Raw genomic sequence first — 21218 nt, 5'->3', positions numbered from 1 at the left:
GTGTCCCAGGCGAGGTCCACCCAGCGTTCGGGCTGGTTGTCGTACTGCTCGAGCGCCTTGGCGAAGATCGGGTAGATGGTGATGCCCTCGCCCGGCGTGAGGATGCCGACGATGCGCTCGCCCGGCACCGCCCCGGTTTCGGGGGCGATCCGGAGAGCGGTGGTGCGGGCGACGCCGCGCACCGGAACCGAGAGCTCCACCTGTTCCGCCTTCTTGGCCGGGGCCTTGCGGCGCAGCTCCTTGAGCTTCGAATCGTCGACGGTCAAACCCATCGCCTTCATCACGTCGATGGCGGAGAGCTCGCCACGGCCGATCGCCGCCAGCGCATCGTCGACGTGCTTGTGGCCGAGGCGGGGAATGGCGGCGGCCACCTCCTTCTCGGAATAGGGCTTGTCGAACTTCGCCAGCATCTTTTCCACGATCTCTCGGCCGAGCCCGGCGAACTGCTTCCGCGCCGCGGCCCGGGTGGCGCGGCGGATGGCGGCCCGCGCCTTTCCTGTGACGGCGAGGCCCTCCCAGGCAGCGGGCGGGGTCTGGGCCTCGGAACGGATGATCTCCACCTCGTCGCCGTTCTTGAGCTCGGTGACCAGGGGGGCGTGGCTGCCGTTGATCTTGGCGCCCACGCAGGAATCGCCCACCGAGGTGTGCACCGCATAGGCGAAATCGATGGGTGTCGCACCCTTCGGCAGGGCGATGAGCTTGCCCTTCGGCGTGAAGCAGAACACCTGGTCGTGGAAGAGCTCGAGCTTCGTGTGCTCCAGGAACTCGCGCGGGGATTCGCCCTCCTGCAGCATCTCGACGAGGTGGCGGAGCCAGCGGTAGGCGTTCGACTCGGCCGCCGGCGCCTTGAATCCGTCGAGAGCCTCCTTGGCGTCCGGGGCATCCTTGTAGATCGCATGCGCGGCGACACCTCGTTCCGCGATTTCATGCATCAATCGCGTGCGAATCTGCATCTCCACCCGCATGTGATGGGGGCCGATCACCGTGGTGTGGATCGAGCGGTAATCGTTCTGCTTCGGCGTCGAGATGTAGTCCTTGAACCGCCCCGGGACGGCGCGGTAGGTGCGGTGGATGATGCCAAGCGCCCGGTAACACTGGTCCACCGTGCCGACGATCACCCGGAAACCGAAGATGTCCGAGAGCTGGCCGAGCGACAGGAGCTTCCGCTCCATCTTGCGGAAGATGGAATACGGCCGCTTCTCGCGCCCGTAGACCTCCGCCTTGATCCCGTTCTCCACGAGCTTCTGGGTCAGCTCATGCTCGATCGACCTCAGGATGCCGCCCGACTCGGCGTGAAGCTTCGCCAGCCGGTCTAGGATGATCTTGTTGGCGGCCGGGTTCAGCACCTGGAAGGCGATGTCCTCGAGCTCGTCCCTCACCGCCTGCATGCCCATGCGCCCAGCGAGGGGCGCATAGATGTCCATCGTCTCCTGGGCGATGCGCACCCGCTTCTCGGGCTTCACGTGCTCCAGCGTGCGCATGTTGTGGAGCCGGTCCGCGAGCTTGACCAGCAGCACCCGCACGTCGCGTGACATGGCGAGCAGGAGCTTGCGCAGGTTCTCGGCCTGCGCGGCCTCCTTGGTGACAAGGTCGAGCTTGGCGATCTTTGTCAGCCCATCGACCAGGGAGGATATCTCGGGACCGAATTTTTCCTCGATTTCCTGGTGGGTTGCCTCGGTATCCTCGACCGTGTCGTGAAGCAATGCCGCGGCAATGGTCGCCGAGTCCAGTTTCATCTCGGTAAGGATGGCGGCCACTTCGAGCGGATGGTTGAAATAGGCCTCGCCCGATGCCCGCTTCTGGTTGCCGTGCGCCTTCATGGCATAGACATAGGCGCGGTTGAGGAGGTCCTCGTCCGCGTCCGGGTCATACTTGGCGACCCGCTCCACCAGCTCGTATTGGCGCATCATGACGTGATCTTAAGACAAAAAAGGCCGGACTCCAGTGGTCCGGCCTTGAATCTCTCGAATGGCGGGGGCTCAGTAGCCGTTGCGCTGGCTTCCCGGGCTCTCGGCGGGGGGCATGCCCTCAAGGCCGCGCAGCAGATCCTCCTCTGTCATGCGCTCCATTTCGGGCTGGTCTTCCTCGCCTTGGGCATCGTTGACGACGGACATATCGCCAGACTGCTGGATGAGCGGAACTTCGGTCGCCTCCGGTTCGTCCACCTCGACGTGCTTCTGCATGGAGTGGATGTATTCCTCGCGCAGGTCCTCCGGAACGATGCTCTCGTCGGCGATCTCGCGCAGAGCCACCACCGGGTTCTTGTCATTGTCGCGCTCGACGGTGATGTGAGCTCCCTGGGAAATGGAGCGGGCGCGGTGGGCGGCCAGCAGCACCAGTTCGAAGCGGTTGGGAAGCTTGTCGATGCAGTCTTCAACGGTGACGCGCGCCATGGGGCTCGTGCACTCCCTCTGAATTGAACGGAATTCCGGGCTCTTAGGCGCATTTTGCGGCCAAATCAAGCCCAGGCTTGACTTCATGAAAAGTCCTGATCTCAACTTATCCTTCGATGGAGAACCCCGCCGAACGCCCGAACCGCATTCCCTGGCCGCCGCTGCTTTATGGGGGAACGGCCCTCTTCGCCCTCTTGTTGCATTGGCTGATGCCGCTCGCCTGGCCCGAGGGGACTGCTAGGCTCATCCTTGCCGTGTTGGGGCTCGTCCTCGCCTGTGCTGCCGTCGCGCTGGATGTTTCGGCGGCACTCGCCTTCCACCGTCACCACACCACCATCATGCCGCACCGGGCAGCGAGCGCGCTCATCACCCGGGGTCCTTTCGCCCTTACCCGCAACCCCATCTACGTGGCCAACACGATGCTCGTCACCGGAGCAGGCCTGTTCTTCGGCATCGCCTGGCTGATCGCCGCTGCATTCGCCGCCGCCCTCCTCACCTGGAGGCTTGCCATCGCGCGGGAGGAGCGCCATCTCGCCGCCCGCTTCGGACGGGAGTGGGCGGACTATGCTGCCCGCACCCCGCGCTGGCTGTTCTTCCGCTGATCAGCGTGCGAGCCAGAGAGCGGCGAGCCCGAGGAAGGAGAAGAAGCCTACCACGTCCGTTACCGTGGTGACGAAGGTGCCGGAGGCCACGGCAGGATCGATGTCGAATCGGTCGAGCGCCAGCGGAACGAGGATGCCGGCGAGCGCCGCCGCCAGCAGGTTGATGATCATGGCGGCGCCGATGATGAGGCCGAGTTGGTCGGACCCGAACCACGCCCAGGCGAATAGACCGATGATGAGAGCGAAAAGCAGGCCGTTGATCAGGCCCACAGCGCATTCGCGCAGCGTGACGCGGAGCGCGTTGAGCGGGCCCAGGCTACGGGTTGCCAGCGCGCGCACCGCCACGGTCATCGTCTGGGTGCCGGCGTTGCCTCCCATTGAGGCGACGATGGGCATCAGGATGGCGAGCGCCACCATCTGTTCCAGCGTCGCATCGAACAGGGAGATCACCCAGGAGGCGAGTACCGCCGTCAACAGGTTGACGAAAAGCCAGGCAAAGCGCGAGCGGGTCGTCTCGGCCACGGAATTGCTGATCGCTTCCTCCGCCCCGACGCCGCCCAGGTGCAGCACCTGATCGCCCGCTTCCTCCTGGATCACCTCGACGATGTCGTCGGCCATCAGCGTGCCGATGAGGCGGCCCGCCTCGTCGGTGACGGCGGCGGAAACGAAATTGTACTTCTCGAACTTCCAGGCGACGTCCGTCTGCGGATCGGTGGCGCGGAAGACCGTCTGCTCGTCGTCCATGATGGCTTCGATGCGCTTCTCCGGTGCGTGCCGCAGCAAGCGCGAGACAGGCACCGTGCCCACCAGATGGAAGGCGGGGTCCACCACGTAGACCTCGATGAACTGGTCCGGCAGGTTCTTGCCGGTGCGGATGTGGTTCGTCGCCTGCTCCACCGTCCAGGACACGGGCACCGCGACGAACTCGGTCTTCATCAGGCGGCCGGCGGTGGCCTCCGGGTAGTCGAGCGCGCGGGTGAGCGCGGCGCGGTCCTCCTTCGGCACCTTGGCCAGGATTTCGCGCTGGTCGTCGCGCTCCAGGTCCTCGATCAGATAGACCGCGTCGTCGGTGTCGAGCTTCTTGATCGCCGAGGCGATGACCTCGTTGGGCAGCGCCTCGAGGAGATCGTCGCGCACGCCCTCATCGAGTTCGGCCAGCGCCTCGGCATCGAAGCTCCGCCCAAGTGCCGCGATCAGGCGGACGCGGTCGTCCTGCTCCAGCGCCTCGATGACATCGGCGAGATCGGCGGGATGGAGATCGCGGATCAAGGACCGGACCGCCTTCGCTTCGCCGCCCTGCAGCGCTTCCAGCACCCGCGCCAGGAATCCGGCGTCGATCACGCCCCACTCGTCCCTTGCCCGGATGTCGCCGCCAGTCTCGCTCATCGCCGAATTCTCAAACCCATTCCGGGGCCAAGCGCAAGTTGAAAGCGGCCGCTATCGCCCTTCCGGCATGGACGAGGCATTCAGCGCGGCCTATCTATGTCGCTCTTCCGGGCCGGAGGCACGACTCACATGGACCCAACCGGTTTCTCGCGCAGGGCTCTTCTGGCGCTTGGCGGAGCCCTGGCGCTAAGGGGCACGCCGCTTTTCGCACAGGACCGGCTTGCAAATCTCTATCAGGCCCGCACCATCGTCACGGGGCGGCGCCCCGAAACCCGCATCCCCGGGATGGCGAGCTGTCTCGCGCAGGTTCTCGTCCGGGTTTCCGGCGATCCGCGCCTGGCGGAACGCCCGGAACTGGCGCGGCTGGCCCAGACGCCCGAGGCACCGGTCAAGACCTATTCATATCGTGATCTTTATGCCTTCCGGCCGATCCGTGATGAACAGGGCACTCGGGACCGGCCCTACGAGATGACGGTTGAATATGTGCCGGAGAAGGTGAACGACCTGCTTTCTGCTCTCGGCTCGAGGCCCTGGCTTGAGGAGCGGCCTCGGCTCGTGGTTTTTCTGGCCGTGAGGCACATCGCCAGCAGCTTCGTTTTGACCTCGATGGCGGGCGCGGGCGACCTCATGCGGGAGTCCTTCCGGGATGCGAGCTGGGCCCATGCCCTCGAAGTGGTGATCCCCTCGGACCTCCAGGTGGCGAAGGCGGGACTCACCGTCGACGGCTTGCCGGAAGTTCAGGCGAGCGCTCTCGAGCCCCTCGTCGACAGGAACGCGGGGCAGATCCCGCTTCTCGGCTCCCTCGCCTGGAGCAAGGAGCTTCTCGCCTGGCGGGCGGAGTGGCGCCTCGACTGGCGGGGGCGCGAGCACCGCTGGTCGATCGAAGGCGTGAATTTCGATGCCGCCTTCCGCAATGGCGTGGGTGGCGCGGCGCAGATTTTCTCGGGGAATGGCGAACCAGGCTGATGCCCTATGCCGGACATGCGAAGGCCGCGTCCGTTGAGGACGCGGCCCTGCGGGGCCGGGACCCTTCGGCCCGGCCCGGCTTCTCACGCCGGCACCCAGTACATCCGTGGTGTGCGAAACGTTCGAAGAATGTATCGCAGCCTCAACCTGCGCGAAGCTGGTCGGCTGCCGCCTTGCCGCTGCGGCGGTCGGTGACGATCTCGTAGGAGACCTTCTGGCCGTCCTTCAGGCCGGAAAGACCGGCCCTTTCAACCGCGCTGATGTGGACGAACACATCGGGACCACCCGAGGAAGGTTGGATGAAGCCATAGCCCTTCTGGGCGTTGAACCACTTCACGGTACCTGTCTGCACGTGAGTTCCTTTCGGGACCGCCTGAGCGGCGTGCCCGCGGCACAGCGCCTCTCATGAGAGCCGGTGATGGTGCTGGGTATCGGGAGCACTTGCGCCCCCAGGCACGGCCGTGAACCGGCCGGCGACCGACAGGCCTCCATATGGACACGCCCTCCCTGGTTTGCAAGCTGTGCCCGACCGGAATGCCGACTGCAGGAAAAAGTTCCGGGACACAACGAATTTCATCTTCTTCGGGAACCCTGACGGGTGGCGCGCGTTCTCGTTGGCTGAGCCACATGACGGAGACCCTGCGCATGAGCACCATCCCCGTGCAGAAGCGGCCGCCGCGGAGCGAAGAGCAGATCGACGAGACGATCGACGAATCCTTCCCCGCAAGCGATCCGCCATCGTTTTCCCGCACGGCGCGATCCGGGTCTCCGCCGCGTGGCAAGAAACTCAACCGCGTGGATCCCCAGGAGGACGTGCAGGAATGACCTATATCGCTCCGAACGAGCACCTTGGCGCCAGGAATGGCGAGGCAGTGCCCGCATCCGCCGCGCCCGCTCACGAGACCAAGTACCAGCAGGACATGGCGAACTACATCGCTGCAATGCTGGCGGAGCTCAGGCAGATGGCAGGCAAGGCAGGCTTCGACAGGCTCGTCGGCACCATCGATGCTGCCTACTACGAGGCTTACGGACTGCAGGCCGAAAGGAACGGCAAGGCTCAGTCGGTCGCCGAGGCCAAAAAATCTTCCGAACTGGCGGAACCAAACGCGGAGTAGCCGCATTAATGAGCGCTTGTCTCAATCGAGGCTAAGATCGTGTGTCCCGGCCACTCCTGTGGATTGCCCCCCGGCGGGGGTGGCTGGGCACGCGGTTTTCGCGTGCCGTGAATGCTGCTTCAGATTTCTCCGCTTTCCCTCGCCGATCGCCCGCTCATCATCCGTTCCTTCGCCGGAGAAGATCACGTTGCCGAGGTCGACGGGCTTCGTGCAGGGTGGATTCTCCAGGCCGAGTCGACGCCCGTTGGAGAGTGGTGGTGGAGCCTCACGGGGCCGAGCTGCGCCCTGGCCCGCGTGCCGAACACGGGCCGGTGTCCATCATTCGAGAAGGCGAAGGCCGAGCTCGCTGCGGCCTATTCGCTGTGGCTGGAGTGGGCCCTCCGCCAGCAGAACCCCGTCAGCTGGTATTCGCGCAGCCGCGATCACCAGGTAGCGCCGCCCGCCGCAGCGGTGTAGAGAACACCGCCGGCGGGCGTGGCGGAACGGTAGACGCAGCGGACTTAAAATCCGCTTTCCCTTGGAAGTGTGGGTTCGATTCCCACCGCCCGCACCAAGCGACTGGAGCGCGTCAGGCTTCCCCTAGAGGTGACGTCGGCTGCTTGTCGAGGTGCGCGACACTTTCCTGCGGCATGGAACTCACTTACCAAACAGCCAGCGTAAATGGGCCCTAGGTTGGGGCGCCGGAGGTTCGTCACCTCATGGGCGGAACTACCATTTCTGAGGGTTGTTCTACTTCAGATCAGCAGCAAGGAGGGCAAACATGGAGAATTTCTTTGCCTGGGAAATCATTTACCCGGTTGCCACGCTCGCGCTCCTTGGTGCGTTGATCTATGGGTTGTGGCAATACCGCCACCGCAACAGGCGGAACGACCGGATCGCGGATGAGGTGGTCCGCGACCGTTACGAGCATCCCGAGAAGTGGGACAAGTAGAACACGAACCAGTCCCATTCTTTTCGCGACTGTGACATGATGAGGCCCCTTTTTTCCTGTGAGAGGGAACCAGAGAGGGCGTGATCCATGAAGCTTGTCGAAGTTGTCGTGCTCCTGGGGGCTCATTGTGCCAGTCCCCTGCAGCAGGCTCCCGCAATGACGGAAGTGCACAAGGTTCAGTGTGCCGTGATCGTCGAGAAGGACACGGCGAATGGCGAGGTGCGGGTGATGCCGGAAGAGGCTTCCCTGGCGCCGCAGGTGAAGGCGGCCGTCGCTCGCCACCAGGGAGCGGGACCCGCCATTGCCCCGGCAGCCGCCGCACCGCCCCTGCCTCAGACCGACACTCCGATCGCGCCACCACCGCAGCTGCCGTCCATGGCCGCCGCTCCGGTTTCCCCAGCCACGGCTCCGCCGAAGCCAAGCATCGTTCCGGCCTGGGCGCCGCCCGATCCCGGTGCGGCGCAGGTGCTCCGCAAGCCCCTCGAGGAGACGAACCTCGCCCCCGCTGCAGAAGAACCCGCGGGCGACGCTGTCATAACCGAGGAGCCTGACAGCACTGCCGCTGTCGAGCCGAGCGAACCGGTTGCCGCACCCGCCGTTCCCGCCGGGGAAGCGGACGCCAGCGAGGAACCTGCGGCGGAGCCGAAGCCGGCGAAGGTGGAGGCGAAGAAGGCCTCGCCCAAGAAGGCTGCTCAGCGCAAGCCCGGAAAGACGAAAGCGAAGCGCGTCGCCGAAGCGAAGCAAAAGGCCACCGCCAAGCGGGGCGCACAGTGCTCCGGCGCGGCCAAGCCGCACTGGTACACGGCCGCCGACGGCCGGAAAAAATATCGCTGCCGGACGCCCACGGTCTACTGAGGCAAAGGTTACGGGGCATGGCCGATGTGCCTCGCCCGGTCATCTACCCTTTTTCCATCGCTTGGGGAGGACGATGGTGCGGCCAAGAGGACTCGAACCTCCACGGTGTTACCCGCTAGCACCTCAAGCTAGTGCGTCTACCAATTCCGCCATGGCCGCACGCCATCCGTCGGTGGCGCGGTGTCTAACAGGCGTTCCCCCATTAATCAACCCCTTTCCAGACCATGCAGCTGCCTCTCGTGGTGAACGCTTTGCTACGCCAATAGGCGGGATTTTCGGGCCTGGCTGAACGTCATCTCAAAGCCTTCGGGCTAGTCTGGCCTTCAGTGGAAGGGATGGACGTCAGATGAAGAATTTGGGGGCGGCGGGGGCGGTGTTTCTGGCACTGGCTCTGGGCACGCAGGGCGCGGAAGCCACCGGCAGCCTCAGCGAGGCGCGGGGCGCGCGGCTGCCGGCGCAATTCGCCGAGACCTTCGACAAGACGCTCCCTCCCGTGGGCTTCGTGGGCTTCTGCGCACGCAACGCAGAGGAGTGCAGGTCGAAGGGCCTGCGCAGCTCCAGGATCGGCATGACGTCGGAGCGCTGGAGGCTGCTCTTCAAGGTGAACAGCTTCGTCAACGGCAAGGTGGCGCCGGTGAGCGACGAGGAACTCTACGGGGAGGCCGAATACTGGGCCTACCCCGCCGACGCGGGCGACTGCGAGGACTACGTGCTGATGAAGAAGCGCTATCTCGAGCGGCTCGGCTTCGCGCGCTCAGCGCTTCTCATCACCGTCGTCCTCGACGAGAAGAATGAAGGCCACGCGGTGCTGATGGTCGCCACGGAGGAAGGCGACTTCGTGCTCGACAACCGGCGCAACGAGATCCGCCGGTGGAGCGACCTCGACTACACCTACCTCAAGCGGCAATCGCAGCGCGACCCGCGGGTTTGGGTGTCACTCGGCGGGGAAGAAAGTCTTCCCTCCGGCGTCGTCGCCGCCGGCACGGAGAAGTGAGTTCGCGAGGCGTGCAGGACGCCTCGCGGAAGACGGCAGGAGGAGAGTCAGGCCCGGTCGGCGTCCCCTCACCATCCCCCACCAGACCGGGCTCAGGAGCCGGCACAGCCCACCCTGTGCCGGCTCCGACCATTTGACGATGACGTCAACCGGAGGTCTACCCACTCCGATATTGCTCCGATATCGATTGAGTAGTTCTACTGAAATCGTTTCGGGCTTTCCGCATGCCCGCCATCCGCCGAGCAGCCTAACATTGTGTCATATCTCCCTTGAGGTGAAACAATGGATGTTCTGATCAGCCGGCCTGGTTCCTCCGTGTGTATCTTCGAGACGCTGTCGGGAGACCCGCACCTGACGGCAATGCGTGCCATCGACACCGTTGAAGGCATTCTCACCCGATACAGGTTCAGCGGCAGCGGAACAGAGAGGACGGCACTGCTCCTCGAGATCGAATCGCTTCGGCGATTCGCGCTGGTGCGCCGCACCCTCGCCAAGGCCCTCAGCCGACCCGGAAGGATCGATCCACGGCCGGTCGGCCGGCAACTCTGCGAAACCTTGCTGGCCATGGTGGGCGACGTGCCGAACCTGGTCCAGGCCTGCCTGCTGCACGGGGCGTGTCACATCGGGGTCGAGACGCGCCAGGCAATCGCCTGCCTCAATTTGATCGCGAGCCTGGACGCGTCTTTTCTATAGAAGGCCGGTAAACGATTTCCGCTTCAGCCCTGCGGGGGCCCCATGGCGGCAAGTACCGCCAGGCGGACGAGCGAGGCGGTATTCGAGATGCCCAGCTTCTGCAGCACATTGGCGCGGTGCGCCTCGACCGTGCGCTGGCTCACCGCGAGGGCATCGGCAATCTGCTTGCTGGACTGGCCCGCCACGATGGCATCGACGATCTCGCTTTCCCGGTTGGTCAGAAGGCGCAGCATGCGGCGAGCATCCCTGATTCCCTCGGCAGAACGGGCGGCGTCGCGCGCCTTGGACACGGCGGTGTCGATGGCGAGAAGCAGTTCCTCGGGTTCATAGGGTTTCTCGACGAAATCCGCCGCCCCCAGCTTCATGGCCTGAGTGGCCGTTCGCACGTCGCCATAGCCGGTGATCATGATCTTGGGGAAGCTATGCCCCTCCTCGCTCAGCCGTGAAAGCAGCGTTGTGCCGAGGGAGGCACCGAGATTGTAGTCGATGAGGGCGCAGTCGACGGGCTGGGTGCGCGCCTGCACCAACGCGCTCGCCGGATCATAGCTGACGCAGGTCCGGTACCCTGACGCCCCGAGCATGTTGGCGAGCGACTGGGCGAAGCCGCGGTCGTCGTCGACGATCATGATGGTCTTGCCGCTCATGGCGAATGGCCTTCCCTGACGAGTGGAACGGTGAACTTGAACACGGCGCCGGCCCCCTCACGGTTCTCCCAGGAAAGCGAGCCGCCGAGCGCCGTCGCGATACGCTGGCAGATTGCAAGCCCCAGGCCCATCCCGCCGCGCGAGGACTTGTTGAAGGGCGTGAACAGCATTTTGGCCGCCTCGGGCGAAACGCCGTTTCCGAAATCCGTCACGGCAATTTCCGCACAATCGCCCCGGGTGGCGACCGATACCTTGGCGCCTGCCTGTCCGGCGGATTTCGACGCGCTGAGGGCGTTCTTCAGGAGGTTGACGATCACCTGCCCGATGAGCGGGAGAGAGCCGGAGACGATGACCGGCGCCCGCGCCTCCGGCACACTGATGGGCGGGGGCGGGTTGCTGCCGAGGCTCACCAGCCGGACCGAATGAGCGATCGCCTCTCCGATGTCGCAACTCCCGGCATCTTCGGGATCGGCCGGTCCCATCCGGCGAACGTTGCGCACCACCTCGATCGCCCGGTCGACCTCCGCCCCCAGATGCTCCACGATGGCGCGCTGCTCTTCGTTCCCGGGACGCAGGCCAAGCGAGACCTTCAGGGCATGGATGTAATTGCGGATCGCTGCGAGAGGCTGGCTGATCTCATGCACGATGCCGCCGGAAATGGCCGCATAGGCGAGGAGGCGGCTGGCTTCGGCAATTCCTGCGTCGTATTCGGCGCGCCGCTGGGCCGCGAGTTCTTCGCTGGTCACGTCCGCGATGGTGACCACGATGGACGTATTCCCCATGTCGATGTCGGCGGAGGCCACGGGCCTGTAAGCGCGGATCACCAGGTGTCGCGCCTCCCCTGAGGAGGTCAGGCTTATCCTGCGCAGTGCAACGAGGCCGGTGCTGACGTCTTCGTTGCCGCCGGGAGCGAGCAGATCGCGGATCGCCGGCAGCAACGCCGTTCCTGGTCCCTCGCTTGAGAGGCTCGCGCCTCGTTCCGCGGAAGGGCCGAACCACTCGACGGCGCGCCGATTGGAGTAGAGCACCTTGCCGTCGGTGCCCAGTCCCAGGATCGCATCGTTGACGGATCGGAGGATAGCCTCCTGCGAGGCGGTCTGCGCCGCCAGCTCCCTACCCGCGGCCCTCAGCTTTCGCGTGATCCGCAAGACGGCAATGCCGAGTCCGAGCAGCGCCAGCAGCAGAAGCTCCAGTGCCACGAGGTACAAGAGCAGGCTCTCGGTTCGGTGGGTCCGCTCCTCGCCCAGGAGCTTGCGATTGAGGGCCGTCATGTCGAGCGTCAATTCGCGCACCGCCGGGGCATCCGCCTTCACCTGGGCGAGCAGAGGAGTGCGCCAGTCTCCCTTGCCGACGTCGTGCAGCAGCCGCTCCGTCGTTTGCACCGACCGGAACAGCTCGCTAAGCCGGAGCGGGTTCATGTTGATCCTGATCTTGGCAAGCGCCGGCGCGTCGCGCACGAGGAGGACGCGACTGAGATAGATCTCGCCCCGCAAGGTCACCTCGTCGGCACCAGCGCCCGTCTGCAGCGCGAGCATGAGACGCTCGTGTTCGAGGCCGAGCTGGTAGAGCGCCCATCCGGCATCGTCCTGCGGCCGGCTCAGTCCGCGCAGTTCCCTCTGAACAAACAGAGCGATGATGGCCGCCAACAGAAGGAGCAAAATCAAGCCCAGGAGGTAGGCACCGCTCCACCAGTTCAGGCGTTTAATGTTCTCGTTCCGAGCTTTCATGGGATGCGGGTGAAACACTATCTGACGGTGATGCGGGACACTTGCCACACCGATTGGCCGAAACGCTCCTCCGTCGCCAGGGAGGGAAGGTCGGTGAACGGGAAGACGACAAAGAACGGCCCCTTTTCGCGCACCGGCATGTAGTTGCCCTCTCGCTTGTAGGCGAGGATCACGTCATAGGCTTCCGCATCGGCGGCGGTGATGTCGGAACGGTAGTCGTTGAGAGCCTCGATTCGCAGGATCGACCCCTCGGCCTTGACGTGGGCCAGGAAGTCCCGCAGCAGCACGCCCTCGTAGCTGACCACGCCCTGCTCCCAGGGATTCTCCGTTTTCACAACCGTCTTCGGGAGAGCCTCGATCATGGCGAGATCGAAGTCGACCCGATTCTCCACGTTGCACTCCCCGATGCGTCCCTGGACGGTTAGCACGGTCTTCCCCTTCGGCAACTCGAGGGAGCAGGCAAAACCAGGTGCGGAAAAGAACAGCGTGAGAAGTGCAGCAGCCAGGAACAGCGCTCTCATTTCCTTCATCTCCCTTCGGCCTTGCAACCATGCAAACGTGCGCTGGTAGTTACACGTACGAATTCATGCGGAGCTTGTGATACTGAAAACGATTGGCCGCGCCAATAAGCAAATTCTACGGAATTGGTGACGCATTCCTCACCTGGTTGAACTCATCGGCATTGCCAAGGCCCGGGTCACGACGTAGTTTTGTAGGATAATTGCGGAGGTCGGATGCGATGGCGGAGCGCAGGAGGAAGCCGGTCCGCCTGCCGCGGCGGGTGCCGGGAAGCCGCATTCATGCGGAACTGGCGGCCGGCATCGGAATGCGTATCCTCGACGGCACCTATGCCCCGGGGAGCCTCCTTCCCAAGGAAGCGGAGTGGAGCCGCATTTTCGCTGCCAGCCGCACCGCGGTTCGGGAGGCGATCAAGACGCTTCACGGCAAGGGGCTGCTTGTCTCCCGCCCCAAGGTGGGTTCGCGGGTGGAACCGCGCGAGCGCTGGAATCTCCTCGACCGCGACGTGATGGCCTGGCACTGCGCCGCCATGGACCGGCGGCTGTTCCTCGCCTCGCTTCAGGAGGTACGCCGCATTCTCGAGCCGGGTGCCGCCATGCTGGCAGCGAGGCGCCGCACTCCGGAACAGCTCGCCGCCCTTGAAGCGGCCCTCGAGGCCATGAAGACGGCCTCGGGCGAAGTGGCGATGGTCGAGGCCGACGTGCGCTTCCACCTTGCGCTGCTGGCGGCGGCCAACAACGATCTCCTCGCACCCTTCGGCATCATCATCGAACAGGCTCTCGCCAACATGTTCGACTATACGACGCGCCACAACCACCGACCGGAGCGCACTCTGCCCCTGCATGCGGGCGTGGTGAGCGCGATCGCCCGCCAGTCACCCGAGGAGGCGCAGCGCGCCATGAGCCTGCTGCTGGACGATACGGACGAGATCCTTCAGAGTGCCGCCCCGGCGGCTGTCACCGGACCGTGAGGCCACTGGCGTAGCGCTGCCAGTTCCGCACATAGACCTCCGCCGACTTCGGCAGCTTCGCCATGGCCTCCTCGTTGAGCTCGCCCATGATCTTGCCGGGCTGACCCATCACGAGCGAGTTGTCGGGGATGACCTTGCCTTCAGTGATCAATGCATTGGCGCCGATCAGGCAGTTGCTGCCGATACGGGCTCGGTTGAGGATCACCGCGCCCATGCCGATCAGCGTGTTGTCGCCGATCGAGCAGCCGTGCAGGATGGCCTTGTGGCCGATCGTGCAGTTGCGGCCGATGGTGAGCTCGAGGCCGGGGTCGGTGTGCAGCACGCAGCCATCCTGCACGTTGGAATTCTCGCCAATTGTGATGAGCTCGTTATCGCCCCTCAGCACGGCGCCGAACCACACGCTGGCCATGCGCTCCAGCTTCACCCGGCCGATCAGCGCCGCGTCGGGCGCGACCCAGTAGGCACCTTCCTCCGGCAGTTCCGGTGCGATGCCGTCCAGCGCATAAATCGTCATGCGGGGCTTCCGCTATTCCTCGAGATCGAACTCGAGGATGGCCATGGAGAAATTGTAGGAAAGCTCGCCATCCTCCTCGTCGCGGAAGATCACGCCAACGAACTCCTCGCCGATATAGACTTCCGCCGAGTCACTCTTCTGCGGCCGCTTTCTCACGCTGATCGAGGGCAGCTCGAACTTGGCGCGGAGGAAGTTCGTCAGCTTGGTGATTTCTTCAGGCTTCAAGGGCGGCTTCTCCGGTTCGGTGTCCCGCCCGTCCTAGCCCTTATCCTCCGGGGCCGCAACCTGCTCAACGTTATGATCCATCGAGCGGGCGGGCTCGGTGCAGCCGGCATAGCCCACGACCTTGGCCGGAACCCCGGCCACCGTCGTGTTGGCCGGAACGTCGTGCAGCACCACCGAGCAGGCGGCAACGCGCGAGCAGCTGCCGATCTCGATATTGCCGAGAATCTTGGCGCCGGCGCCCACGAGAACGCCGCGCCGGATCTTGGGATGGCGGTCGCCCGCCTCCTTGCCCGTGCCGCCCAGCGTCACGCCCTGCATGATCGAGACATTGTCCTCGACGACGCTGGTCTCGCCGATCACGATGTCATGGCCGTGATCGACCATGATGCCCTTGCCGATCTTCGCCGCCGGGTGGATGTCGATGGCGGAGATCACCGAGAGGCGGCTTTGCAGGTAGTAGGCGAAGTCGCGCCGTCCCATGTGCCAGAGACGGTGCGCCATGCGATGCGTCTGGATGGCCTGGTACCCCTTGAAATAGAGCAAAGGGTCGATGTAGCGGTGGCAGGCCGGGTCGCGGTCGAAGGTGGCGATGATGTCGGCGCGCGCGGCGTGGCCGATCTCGGGTTCCGCCTCGATGGCGTCGTTGAAGGCATGAACGATCAGGTCTGCCCCGATGTCGGCATTGCCGAGGCGCTGCGCCAGCCGGTGGGTCAGCGCCTCCTCGAAGCTGTCATGGTTAAGGACAAGCGAGAAGATGAATCCGCCCAGTGCCGGCTCATGGCGGGCGATCGCTTCCGCCTCCTCGCGGATTCGGCTCCACACCGGATCGATCTTCTCGACGGACTGCGTTTTCGTGGCCTGACGCATGATCAACTCCCTGTCGCCTTGCGGCATCCTCGAACTATAACCCAGACACGAGAACATGGGTATCCCATGGGCGGATTGTGAAGCCGTCGCCCAGCGCCTAGAAAAGGGGCCATGATCACCCTTCCCTCCCCGTCGCCTCACATCCAGGCTTTCCTCGAAGGATCAACGGCTTGGCTGGTGCTGGACCGTCCTGAGCGGCGCAACGCGCTCAATGCCGGAATGTGGGCGGCAATCCCGCCATTGATGAAATCTCTTGATGACCATGCTGATGTACGGGTCATCGTCATCAGGGGTGCGGGCTCGGAAGCCTTCGCCGCCGGCGCCGACATTTCCGAATTCGGCGTGGCGCGGAACGACGCCGCAGCGGCTGCCGCCTACGAAAGGCTGAACGGCGAGGCCTTCGCAGCCATCAGGGTCGCGAGGAAACCCGTGATCGCCATGATCCAGGGTTTCTGCATCGGCGGCGGTCTGGCGATTGCGCTCGCCTGCGATCTCCGCATCGCCGATGATTCCGCCCTATTCGCGCTGCCGCCGGCGCGGCTGGGGCTCGCCTACCCCCTCGACGGGCTGCGGGACCTCGTGGCCGCCGTGGGAGCGACCGCCGCCAAGGAGATGATCTTCACCGCCCGCCGGTTGTCCGCCGAGGAGGCGTTGCGACTTGGGCTGATCGGCAGGCTCGCATCGGACATCGCAAGCGAGACCGCCGCCCTGTGTGCGGACATCGCGGCCGGCGCGCACCTCACTATAGCCCACGCCAAGCGCGCAATCGACATGGTCGCGGCCCGCCCGGGCCACGCGGCGGCAGACGAGGTGGCCGCCCTGGCCGCCCGCTGCTTCGACAGCGCCGACTACGCCGAGGGCCGCGCCGCCTTCGCGGAGAAGCGCAAGCCGGCATTCAGGGGCGTCTAGCCGCATCATGACAGTTGCCGCCGCCGGTGGTAGGTCTTTCAACGTGTCCGGAATCGTGAAACGAGGGTTTGCACATGCAGCAGGCACCGCGTGATGCCCTGCTCGTCCTCGTCGGGGTGACGGCAGGTCGGGCGGAGCGGCGGCATCTCCGGGATGTGCTCGAGAGCCGCCACACCTTCACCGTCTATCTTCCTGCTCTCCCTTTCCGCCTTGGGCTGCGGGCCTGTTCGCGATTCCTGATCAGATACCTCCGAACCCGCATTCTGGCCCGGGGACACCAGGCCGTTCATGTGCTGGCCTATATCGGCGGGGCCTACGCCATGCGGCTGGCAGCCCCTTCACTCGGGGAATTCCCCCTTGGCCGCATCGTGTTCGTCCGCTCGCCGCTCCAGGAACTCGTGCCGCGTTACGCAGTGAAGCGCTGGTCGGCTGCGCTTGTCTGGCTGACGCAGGGCAAGGCGACGGTCGACATGGCCAGGGAGGACATCATGCGCCTGCCCCTGCCGGCGGTGGGAACCGAGCGAGGCCTCATCGTCGAAATGCTGCCTTCCGCGATGGCTCGAATGCTGGGCCTCACTCCGGAGGCGGTGCCGAACACGGCCTGGGAGCATTCGACGCTCCTGCCGGGCGCCACTGATGCCACCCAGCTGGAGGTCAGCCACGACGAGGCTTATTCCGATCCAGAGCTGATCGACCAGGCGCATGCCTTCCTGACGACAGGCCGCTTCAGGCGTGAGGGAGGCCCTGATGCCGGCGCACGCTGAACCGCCCACGTTACCCGGACTGCTCGAACATGCAGCGCGGAGCCATGGCAGCGCCGTGGCCGTTTCCATGCGCGAGGGACTCCGCACCGAGTGCTGGACCTATGCCGAACTGCTCGGGCATGTCGAGGCCATCGCCGCATGGCTGGCGAGGCAAGAGGATCTCAAGGCGCAGGACCGGGTCCTCGTCTCTATGCCGAACTCGCCGTGGGCCGTCGCCACCCATCTCGGCCTCATGCGCGCGGGGCTGGTCGCCGTCCCCCTCGATCTCGGCTCATCGGCGGAATTCCTCGAGCGTGTCGGGCGCAAGACGGGGGCATTGCACGTCATCGCGGGGCCAGCCGCGCGGGCTGTCCCCGACCTCAGCACCATCGACCCAGCCCAATTCGCCGCATTGCCTCCTGCCGCTCCGCCGCAGGACGCGCCAGGGCCTGACGATGTTGCTGAAATCGTCTTCACGTCCGGGACGACGGGGGACCCGAAGGGGACCGTCCTGTCCCACGCCAACATCGTCAGCAACGCCATTGCGGCATCAGCCGTCGTGCCGGACCGCATGCCGCTGCGCCTGCTATCGATCCTGCCGCTCTCGCACATGCTGGAACAAACCGTGGGGCTCTACCTGCCCATGCTCAAGTCCGGTTCCGTTCACTACATGACGCGGATCCAGCCGGCCACGGTGCTGCGCGAGATCCGCCGCCAGCGCGTCACCGGGCTCGTGGTGGTGCCCCGCATTCTCGAAATGCTGAGCCGCGGCATCGAGCAATCGATCCGCCAATCCGGGCATTGGCCGTGGTGGGAGCGGAGGACGAAGCTGGCGGAGCACGTGCCCATCGCGCTGCGCCGGCACCTGTTCCGGCCGCTGCACCGCCAGCTCGGCGGCGAACTCCGTTTCGTGCTCTGCGGCGGCGCCGCACTGCCCGAAGCCGTGGCGCAATGGTGGGAGCGGATCGGCGTCCACGTCATCATCGGGTACGGCTCAACCGAGTGCGCCCCCGTCATCGCCTCCACCACCTATGACGAGCGCCCGGCGGGAAGTGTCGGATGGCCGCTCGCCGGCGTCGAGGTCAAGCTCGCGGAGGCAGGGGAGATCTGGGCCCGGGGGCCGAATGTCGCCCGCGGCTACTGGCAGGATGCCGAGCGCAGCACGGCGGCGTTCACGGCGGATGGCTGGTTCCGCACCGGCGACATCGGCGAGCTTGGCAACGGGGGCGTCCTCCGGATCACCGGCCGCCTTGGCGAGCGCATCGTACTCGCGAGTGGCCAGAAGGTCTTCCCGGCGGACATCGAGCAGGAATTGCGGAAGGAGGCAGGAATCGCCGATTGCGTGGTCCTGGCCCTGCCCGATGCTGCGGGTCACGAGAAGATCCACGCGAGCCTTCGTCTTGCCGCGGGCTTCGGGGCGGATGCAGCCGAAACCGCCGTTCGCAACGCCAACACGCGGCTCGCGAACCACCAGAGGATCCTCGGTCATTCGGTGTGGGCAACAGGCGACTTTCCGCGCACGTCCCTCGGCAAGATCAGGCGGTCCGACATTCTCGCCACCCTCGGGGCAGAACCGGCACGCCCGGCGGCGAGGCCTGTCCCGGATCAAACGCCGCCACGGGAGAGCACCCAGGACCAGTTGCACGCCCTGCTCCGCCGCGCCGCGCGAAACCGCGAGGCGGTGGTCGGGCCCGATACCGAACTCGCAGGCGATCTCGGTCTCGACTCGCTGGCCCAAGTCGAGCTCCTGGCGGCCATCGAGGAACGGCTCGGCATCGCGCTCGATGAGGAACAGCTTTCCGCCGCCAGGACCGTGAGCGATCTCGAGACCCTCGTGGAGGCGGGCGCCAGAGCCGGCTCCTCCGACGGACCCAGCGAATGGCCGCTCGGCACGATTGCCGGCGCGCTCCGCCCGATGCTGCAATCCACATTGCTTTTCCCGCCGCACCGGCTTCTCGCCCGCCCGTTCACCGTCGAAGGTCTCGAACAGCTGGCCGGGCTGCGGGGGCCCATGCTGTTCGCGGCCAACCACAGCAGCCATGTCGACACTGTCTCGGTACTCCGGGCACTTCCCCGTGAGATTCGCCGCACCACCGTGGTGGCTGCCGCCTCCGACTATTTCTACCGCAACAGGCTGGCGGGTGCGGCGGCCTCCCTGCTGCTCAACACGTTCCCGTTCTCGCGCGCAGGAGGCGTTCGGGCCAGCCTCGAGCGCTGCGGTGAGCTTGCCGACAGGAAGCTCTCCATTCTCATCTATCCGGAAGGCACCCGTTCACCGGACGGCAGCGTGCTGCCCTTCCGGAGCGGCATCGGCCTCCTCGCCAGGGGGCTCGGCATTCCCGTCGTACCGGTGGCCGTCGCCGGGGGCGATATCATCCTCCCAAAGGGGGCGCGCTGGCCGCGGCCAGGAGCTGTGCGGGTGGCGTTCGGCGCGCCGCAGCATGTCGATGCGGCCGCCGATCCCGAGGAGACGGCCCGCCGACTCCACGTCTCCGTGGTCACACTGCTCAAGGGAAACCCCGACGATGCCCGATGAACATGCCAACCGCCGTCCAATCCCCGCCCGCAAGTCTCGGCACTCCGCAGCCTTCGCCTCCTGGCTTGCAGGGAAGGACGTGACGCCGAACCAGATCTCGCTGTTCGGCCTCGCCGTCGGCGTGGGATCCGGCGTCGCGCTGGCGCTCACCCCGCAGTTGCCGGACTTCGCCCGCCTGTTGCTTGTCGCTTCGGCCATCATGGTGCTGCTGCGCGGACTCTCGAACATGTTCGACGGAATGGTGGCGGTCGAACAGGGCCGGGCATCGCCGACGGGGCTTCTCTACAACGAGATCCCCGACCGGTTGTCCGACGTCGCGCTGTTTGCCGGCGCCGGCTATGCCGTGGGGAGCGACCCGATGGCGGGGTGGGCGGCCGCATGTGTTGCGCTGATGGTCACCTGCATCCGGCTCGTCGGCACCATTGCCGGCGCACCGGCGGATTTCGGCGGGCCCATGGCGAAGCAGCAGCGCATGTTCTCGATAGCCGCGGTGAGCTTCTATCTCGGCGTCACGCCGGAAGCTTGGCATCCGGGCTTTGGTGCGGATGGCGCCGTGGGGCTTCTCGCTCTGGTGCTGTGGATCATCGTCATCGGCGGAATCTACACCTGCATCGTGAGGACACGCCGCGCGGCGATTGCGCTCAATGCCGCGAGTCCCGCTAGACAGACCACCAGTAACGGGTGAGGTGGAAGAAGACCGGCGCAGAGAACACGATCGAGTCAAGTCGGTCGAGAACGCCGCCATGGCCCTTGACGATGTAGCCCCAGTCCTTGACGCCACGGTCCCGCTTGATCGCCGACATCACCAGCCCGCCGGCAAAGCCCATGAGGTTGATGACCAGCGCGATCGCGGCCGATTGCAGCATGCTGAAGGGCGTGATCCACCACAGCGCGGCGCCCAGCAGCGAGGCGCTGGCAACGCCGCCGAGGAAGCCTTCTACGGTCTTCGAGGGTGACAGCGAGGGCGCGATCTTGTGGCGTCCCGCCAGCTTCCCCCAGACGTACTGAAGCACGTCGCTCGACTGCACCACCAGCAGGAGATAAGCGATGAGCAGGACGTTGCGGCCCTCGAAGCCCGGAATGTGGATGACCATGAGCGCCGGCACGTGGGAGAGGCAGAACACCGCGATCATCACCCCCCACTGCAATTCGGCGACGCGTCCCATGAAGCCTGCCGTCTCCCCGCGCGTCACCGCGATGATCGGCAGCAGAAGGAAGCCGTAGACGGGGATGAACACCGTGAACAGACCGTACCATTCGCTCCAGACGAGGATGTACTGGAGAGGCAGAACCAGCAGGAAGGCGGCGGCGATGGCGCGGCCATCACTTTTGCGGTTGGCGGTGAGGATCAGGAATTCATAGAGCGCCACCCCGGAGAGCAAGAAGAACAGGGCGATGACGCCGTTCTTGCCGGCAAGGAAGCTCAGGGCGAGAAGGACCACCATTACCCACCAGGCCAAGGTGCGGCTGTTGAAATTGGCGACGGCGGAACTGTCCCGATAGCGCCGCGACAACGCGAAACCGATTGCAGAGGCCACGGCAAGCACAGCAAGCGCGCCGATGAACAAGGTCCAGATCAGTTCTCTCGCGTCCATCGGTGCCCGGCCCGCTCAGGAAGTGACGACAAAG

The 21218-nt window shown here is 65.4% G+C and carries 25 protein-coding genes and 2 tRNA genes; 15 read left to right on the top strand and 12 right to left on the bottom strand.

Annotation, left to right across the window (positions count from 1 at the left end):
* Both ACK4HL_RS11970 and rpoZ read right to left on the bottom strand, forming a co-directional pair.
* Positions 1-1910: RelA/SpoT family protein (locus ACK4HL_RS11970; protein WP_409760560.1), on the bottom strand; the 1910-nt coding region annotated here is incomplete at its 3' end.
* Between the two features lie 69 nt (positions 1911-1979).
* Positions 1980-2393 carry a DNA-directed RNA polymerase subunit omega gene (gene rpoZ / locus ACK4HL_RS11965; RefSeq protein WP_409760558.1) on the bottom strand — a complete coding sequence of 138 codons (414 nt, stop codon included), beginning with the start codon at positions 2391-2393 and terminating at the stop codon, positions 1980-1982.
* A 116-nt stretch (positions 2394-2509) separates the two neighbouring features.
* On the opposite strand from rpoZ, the gene ACK4HL_RS11960 reads away from it, so the two are divergent.
* Positions 2510-2995, top strand: coding sequence for a methyltransferase family protein (locus ACK4HL_RS11960; protein WP_409760556.1), 486 nt, complete (start codon positions 2510-2512; stop codon positions 2993-2995).
* Here the strand turns inward: ACK4HL_RS11960 and mgtE are convergent, their stop codons facing one another.
* Positions 2996-4381, bottom strand: coding sequence for a magnesium transporter (gene mgtE, locus ACK4HL_RS11955; RefSeq protein WP_409760554.1), 1386 nt, complete (start codon positions 4379-4381; stop codon positions 2996-2998).
* A 129-nt stretch (positions 4382-4510) separates the two neighbouring features.
* Here mgtE and ACK4HL_RS11950 point away from each other — a divergent pair, with 129 nt between their 5' ends.
* Entirely contained in the window at positions 4511-5347 is an 837-nt protein-coding gene (locus ACK4HL_RS11950) for a DUF2066 domain-containing protein (protein ID WP_409760552.1), read from the top strand.
* A 142-nt stretch (positions 5348-5489) separates the two neighbouring features.
* On the opposite strand, the gene ACK4HL_RS11945 is transcribed toward ACK4HL_RS11950, so the two are convergent.
* Positions 5490-5699, bottom strand: a complete 210-nt coding sequence (locus tag ACK4HL_RS11945) for a cold-shock protein (protein WP_409760550.1) — start codon at positions 5697-5699, stop codon at positions 5490-5492.
* A gap of 293 nt (positions 5700-5992) precedes the next feature.
* Between ACK4HL_RS11945 and ACK4HL_RS11940 the strand changes: the two genes are divergently transcribed.
* From ACK4HL_RS11940 to ACK4HL_RS11915, 6 genes are all read left to right on the top strand, one after another.
* Positions 5993-6172, top strand: coding sequence for a hypothetical protein (locus tag ACK4HL_RS11940; RefSeq protein WP_409760548.1), 180 nt, complete (start codon positions 5993-5995; stop codon positions 6170-6172).
* A complete protein-coding gene (locus tag ACK4HL_RS11935; protein WP_409760546.1) occupies positions 6169-6462 on the top strand; it encodes a hypothetical protein in 294 nt (97 codons plus the stop codon). The genes ACK4HL_RS11940 and ACK4HL_RS11935 overlap by 4 nt, the downstream gene beginning before the upstream one ends.
* A gap of 111 nt (positions 6463-6573) precedes the next feature.
* Entirely contained in the window at positions 6574-6918 is a 345-nt protein-coding gene (locus ACK4HL_RS11930) for a hypothetical protein (RefSeq protein ID WP_409760544.1), read from the top strand.
* A gap of 12 nt (positions 6919-6930) precedes the next feature.
* Positions 6931-7015, top strand: a tRNA-Leu gene (locus ACK4HL_RS11925).
* Between the two features lie 207 nt (positions 7016-7222).
* Positions 7223-7393, top strand: coding sequence for an HIG1 domain-containing protein (locus ACK4HL_RS11920; RefSeq protein ID WP_409760542.1), 171 nt, complete (start codon positions 7223-7225; stop codon positions 7391-7393).
* Positions 7394-7549: 156 nt separating this feature from the next.
* The gene (locus tag ACK4HL_RS11915) at positions 7550-8248 is read left to right on the top strand and encodes a hypothetical protein (protein WP_409760540.1); all 699 of its coding nucleotides are present in this window, start codon (positions 7550-7552) and stop codon (positions 8246-8248) included.
* 74 nt (positions 8249-8322) lie between these two features.
* On the opposite strand, the gene ACK4HL_RS11910 is transcribed toward ACK4HL_RS11915, so the two are convergent.
* Positions 8323-8407: transfer RNA gene (locus tag ACK4HL_RS11910), tRNA-Leu, on the bottom strand.
* Positions 8408-8594: 187 nt separating this feature from the next.
* On the opposite strand from ACK4HL_RS11910, the gene ACK4HL_RS11905 reads away from it, so the two are divergent.
* Complete coding sequence (locus ACK4HL_RS11905; RefSeq protein WP_409760538.1) at positions 8595-9242, top strand: transglutaminase-like cysteine peptidase; 648 nt, start codon at positions 8595-8597, stop codon at positions 9240-9242.
* Between the two features lie 282 nt (positions 9243-9524).
* Positions 9525-9935 (top strand): hypothetical protein, encoded by a 411-nt coding sequence (locus ACK4HL_RS11900; RefSeq protein ID WP_409760536.1) that lies wholly within the window; start codon positions 9525-9527, stop codon positions 9933-9935.
* Between the two features lie 23 nt (positions 9936-9958).
* On the opposite strand, the gene ACK4HL_RS11895 is transcribed toward ACK4HL_RS11900, so the two are convergent.
* Genes ACK4HL_RS11895 through ACK4HL_RS11885 form a run of 3 tightly spaced genes read right to left on the bottom strand, consistent with a single transcriptional unit; the run spans position 9959 to position 12827 of the window.
* Complete coding sequence (locus ACK4HL_RS11895; protein WP_409760534.1) at positions 9959-10579, bottom strand: response regulator transcription factor; 621 nt, start codon at positions 10577-10579, stop codon at positions 9959-9961.
* The gene (locus ACK4HL_RS11890) at positions 10576-12306 is read right to left on the bottom strand and encodes a sensor histidine kinase (protein ID WP_409760532.1); all 1731 of its coding nucleotides are present in this window, start codon (positions 12304-12306) and stop codon (positions 10576-10578) included. Before ACK4HL_RS11890 ends, ACK4HL_RS11895 begins: the two co-directional genes overlap by 4 nt.
* Positions 12307-12323: 17 nt before the next feature.
* Complete coding sequence (locus ACK4HL_RS11885; RefSeq protein WP_409760530.1) at positions 12324-12827, bottom strand: molybdopterin-dependent oxidoreductase; 504 nt, start codon at positions 12825-12827, stop codon at positions 12324-12326.
* 218 nt (positions 12828-13045) lie between these two features.
* Between ACK4HL_RS11885 and ACK4HL_RS11880 the strand changes: the two genes are divergently transcribed.
* Positions 13046-13795 carry a FadR/GntR family transcriptional regulator gene (locus tag ACK4HL_RS11880; RefSeq protein ID WP_409760528.1) on the top strand — a complete coding sequence of 250 codons (750 nt, stop codon included), beginning with the start codon at positions 13046-13048 and terminating at the stop codon, positions 13793-13795.
* Here ACK4HL_RS11880 and ACK4HL_RS11875 read toward each other — a convergent pair.
* Genes ACK4HL_RS11875 through cysE form a run of 3 tightly spaced genes read right to left on the bottom strand, consistent with a single transcriptional unit; the run spans position 13782 to position 15401 of the window.
* Entirely contained in the window at positions 13782-14309 is a 528-nt protein-coding gene (locus ACK4HL_RS11875; RefSeq protein WP_409760526.1) for a gamma carbonic anhydrase family protein, read from the bottom strand. The genes ACK4HL_RS11880 and ACK4HL_RS11875 overlap by 14 nt on opposite strands.
* 12 nt (positions 14310-14321) lie before the next feature.
* Positions 14322-14534, bottom strand: coding sequence for a DUF3126 family protein (locus ACK4HL_RS11870; protein ID WP_409760524.1), 213 nt, complete (start codon positions 14532-14534; stop codon positions 14322-14324).
* Positions 14535-14567: 33 nt separating this feature from the next.
* Entirely contained in the window at positions 14568-15401 is an 834-nt protein-coding gene (cysE, locus tag ACK4HL_RS11865; protein ID WP_409760522.1) for a serine O-acetyltransferase, read from the bottom strand.
* Between the two features lie 111 nt (positions 15402-15512).
* Here cysE and ACK4HL_RS11860 point away from each other — a divergent pair, with 111 nt between their 5' ends.
* The 4 genes from ACK4HL_RS11860 (at position 15513) to ACK4HL_RS11845 (ending at position 20274) form a co-directional block, all read left to right on the top strand.
* A complete protein-coding gene (locus tag ACK4HL_RS11860) occupies positions 15513-16310 on the top strand; it encodes an enoyl-CoA hydratase-related protein (RefSeq protein ID WP_409760520.1) in 798 nt (265 codons plus the stop codon).
* Positions 16311-16384: 74 nt separating this feature from the next.
* Positions 16385-17074: a hypothetical protein gene (locus ACK4HL_RS11855; RefSeq protein ID WP_409760518.1), complete on the top strand. Its 690-nt coding sequence runs from the start codon at positions 16385-16387 to the stop codon at positions 17072-17074.
* Positions 17058-19589 (top strand): AMP-binding protein, encoded by a 2532-nt coding sequence (locus tag ACK4HL_RS11850; RefSeq protein WP_409760516.1) that lies wholly within the window; start codon positions 17058-17060, stop codon positions 19587-19589. Before ACK4HL_RS11855 ends, ACK4HL_RS11850 begins: the two co-directional genes overlap by 17 nt.
* Positions 19579-20274, top strand: a complete 696-nt coding sequence (locus tag ACK4HL_RS11845; RefSeq protein WP_409760514.1) for a CDP-alcohol phosphatidyltransferase family protein — start codon at positions 19579-19581, stop codon at positions 20272-20274. The genes ACK4HL_RS11850 and ACK4HL_RS11845 overlap by 11 nt, the downstream gene beginning before the upstream one ends.
* Here the strand turns inward: ACK4HL_RS11845 and ACK4HL_RS11840 are convergent.
* The gene (locus ACK4HL_RS11840; RefSeq protein WP_409760512.1) at positions 20249-21184 is read right to left on the bottom strand and encodes a phosphatidate cytidylyltransferase; all 936 of its coding nucleotides are present in this window, start codon (positions 21182-21184) and stop codon (positions 20249-20251) included. The two genes, ACK4HL_RS11845 and ACK4HL_RS11840, sit on opposite strands and share 26 nt — an antisense overlap.
* Positions 21185-21218 lie beyond the last annotated feature (34 nt).

Source organism: Aestuariivirga sp., from assembly GCF_046294715.1.
GTDB lineage: Bacteria > Pseudomonadota > Alphaproteobacteria > Rhizobiales > Aestuariivirgaceae > Aestuariivirga.
The sequence above is the reverse complement of the archived record's forward strand: the minus strand, read 5'-3'. Positions and strand labels throughout refer to the sequence as shown.